Raw genomic sequence first — 3,290 nt, 5'->3', positions numbered from 1 at the left:
TCTTGGTTGCGGGGGCAGGATTTGAACCTGCGACCTTCAGGTTATGAGCCTGACGAGCTACCGGGCTGCTCCACCCCGCGGGTGTTGGTTTTGGGAGGGCTGGCTGAGAGCGTGTTTTGTGTTCCGGGTTCGGTGTCGTCGGGTTTCAAGACCTGGCGGCGACCTACTCTCCCACGCCTTAAGACGCAGTACCATTGGCGCTGAGGGCTTTCACGGCCGAGTTCGGGATGGGATCGGGTGCGGCTCCCTCGCTATGACCACCAGGTCATGGAGCCCGACGAGCCGGTCCCGCCTGGGGACCGGATGTCCGGATGGGGTCGATTTGGGCGTGTGCTGTCTGCGGATGCTGTCGGTTCGCTCCGATCCACGCTCGGGTCCCGGACTTGATCCGGGATCAGGCGTTCGTCGTCGGAGGCGGGTCTCCTGTCCTCCCCGAGGGAGAGGTCAGGGTGTGATCGGTCAAGCCGATCGAACGATTAGTACTGGTCAGCTTCACGTGTTGCCACGCTTCCACCTCCAGCCTATCGACGTGGTGGTCTACCACGGTTCTCAGCGAGACCTGGTTTTGAGGGGGGCTTCCCGCTTAGATGCTTTCAGCGGTTATCCCGTCCGCACATAGCTACCCGGCTATGCGGCTGGCGCCACAACCGGTCCACCAGAGGTGCGTCCATCCCGGTCCTCTCGTACTAGGGACAGCTCCTCTCAAGTCTCGAACACCCACGGCAGATAGGGACCGAACTGTCTCACGACGTTCTAAACCCAGCTCACGTACCACTTTAATCGGCGAACAGCCGAACCCTTGGGACCTGCTCCAGCCCCAGGATGTGATGAGCCGACATCGAGGTGCCAAACACCCCCGTCGATGTGGACTCTTGGGGGGTATCAGCCTGTTATCCCCGGCGTACCTTTTATCCGTTGAGCGATGGCCCTTCCACGCGGGACCACCGGATCACTATGACCGACTTTCGTCTCTGCTCGGCCCGTCGGCCTCGCAGTCAGGCAGGCTTATGCCATTGCACTCAACAGCTGATGTCCGACCAGCTTGAGCCTACCATCGTGCGCCTCCGTTACTCTTTGGGAGGCGACCGCCCCAGTCAAACTACCCGCCATGCAGGGTCCCGGATCCGGATAACGGACCGCGGTTAGACATCAAAAGATCAAAGGGCGGTATTTCAAGGATGGCTCCACATCAACTGGCGCCGATGCTTCAAAGCCTCCCGCCTATCCTACACATTCATCTTCTGATGCCACTGCAAAGCTGTAGTAAAGGTGCACGGGGTCTTTCCGTCTGACCGCGGGTACTCCGCATCTTCACGGAGAATTCAATTTCGCTGAGCCTATGTTGGAGACAGCGGGGAAGTCGTTACGCCATTCGTGCAGGTCGGAACTTACCCGACAAGGAATTTCGCTACCTTAGGACCGTTATAGTTACGGCCGCCGTTTACCGGGGCTTCGATTCAAAGCTCTCACCTCTCCTCTTAACCTTCCGGCACCGGGCAGGCGTCAGACCCTATACGTCGTCTGGAAGACTTCGCAGAGCCCTGTGTTTTTAGTAAACAGTCGCCACCCCCTACTCTGTGCCACCCCTCACCGGTTGCCCGATGCGAGGTCCTCCTTATCCCGAAGTTACGGAGGCATTTTGCCGAGTTCCTTCAACATAGTTCCCTCAAGCGCCTCGGTATTCTCTACCAGTCCACCTGTGTCGGTTTCGGGTACGGTCTTAACGGTGGAGCTATTTCCTGGAACGCCCAGGCAGCCCCCTCAATCCAGTAAGAGGAGACTACTTCCGGCGTCCGTCACTACCACCAGGTTCAGGAATATTAACCTGATTCCCATCGACTACGGCTTTCACCCTCGTCTTAGGGGCCGACTCACCCTGCGCGGATTAGCCTTGCGCAGGAACCCTTGGACTTACGGCGAGAGTGTTTCTCACACTCTTTGTCGCTACTCATGTCAGCATTCTCACTTCCGATACCTCCAGGGCCCCTCACAGGACCCCTTCGCAGGCTTACGGAACGCTCCGCTACCAGACAGTTGGCAGAACCAACTGAATCCTCAGCTTCGGCGGGCGGCTTGAGCCCCGGTACATCTTCGGCGCAGGCCGGCTTATCTAGACCAGTGAGCTATTACGCTTTCTTTAAAGGATGGCTGCTTCTAAGCCAACCTCCTGGTTGTCTTGGCCTTCCCACATCCTTTCCCACTTAGCCGCCACTTGGGGGCCTTAGCTGGAGGTCTGGGCTGTTTCCCTCTCGACCACGGACCTTAGCACCCATGGTCTGTCTGCCGTGCTGTACTCGCCGGTATTCGGAGTTTGGTTAGGTTTGGTAAGGCTCGCGCCCCCCTAGCCCATCCAGTGCTCTACCCCCGGCGGTAATCACACGACGCGCTACCTAAATAGCTTTCGCGGAGAACCAGCTATCTCCGAGTTTGATTGGCCTTTCACCCCTAGCCACAGGTCATCCCCGTCTTTTTCAACAGACGTGGGTTCGGTCCTCCAGTGCGTGTTACCGCACCTTCAACCTGCCCATGGCTAGATCACCCGGTTTCGGGTCTAATCCGACGAACTCGACGCCCTATTAAGACTCGCTTTCGCTGTGCCTCCACCTATCGGCTTAGGCTTGCTCGCCAGACTAACTCGCTGACCCATTATACAAAAGGTACGCGGTCACCCCGTAAAGAGGCTCCCACTGCTTGTAGGCGTTCGGTTTCAGGTCTCTTTCACTCCCCTCATCGGGGTGCTTTTCACCTTTCCCTCACGGTACTGGTTCACTATCGGTCATCGAGGAGTACTTAGGCTTGGAGGGTGGTCCCCCCACGTTCAGACAAGGTTTCACGTGCCTCGCCCTACTCGAGGACACATGCAGACACTACCGGTACGGGGCTATCACCCACTGTGGCCCGACTTTCCAGACGGTTCCCATTCTTCTGCATGTGCCACTGGCCTGGTCCGCGTTCGCTCGTCACTACTAACGGAGTCTCGGTTGATGTCCTTTCCTCTGGCTACTTAGATATTTCAGTTCACCAGGTTCGCTTCGTTGCCCTATGTATTCAGACAACGATGACCCTAAAGGGCCGGGTTTCCCCATTCGGATATCTCCGGATCAAAGCTCATTCGCAGCTCCCCGAAGCTTTTCGCAGCGTATCACGTCCTTCATCGCCTCTCGATGCCAAGGCATCCACCAAACGCCCTTGAGACGCTTGACCGATCCCACCTCCAACGACCAACGCCCGATGCTCCGCATCGGCTATGTCTCCCGGCTGATTCACGCCTCGCCTTGCGGCTCGACGAT

General features: G+C 57.8%; 1 tRNA gene and 2 rRNA genes. All 3 read right to left on the bottom strand.

Annotation, left to right across the window (positions count from 1 at the left end):
- Positions 1 to 3 precede the first annotated feature (3 nt).
- A tRNA-Met gene (locus tag BLS34_RS11965) sits at positions 4 to 80 on the bottom strand.
- Positions 81 to 150: 70 nt separating this feature from the next.
- Positions 151 to 265: ribosomal RNA gene (rrf, locus tag BLS34_RS11960) — 5S ribosomal RNA — on the bottom strand.
- Positions 266 to 455: 190 nt separating this feature from the next.
- Positions 456 to 3,204: ribosomal RNA gene (locus BLS34_RS11955) — 23S ribosomal RNA — on the bottom strand.
- Between the last annotated feature and the right edge of the window lie 86 nt (positions 3,205 to 3,290).

Source organism: Thalassobaculum litoreum DSM 18839 (assembly GCF_900102465.1).
GTDB lineage: Bacteria > Pseudomonadota > Alphaproteobacteria > Thalassobaculales > Thalassobaculaceae > Thalassobaculum > Thalassobaculum litoreum.
The sequence above is the reverse complement of the archived record's forward strand: the minus strand, read 5'-3'. Positions and strand labels throughout refer to the sequence as shown.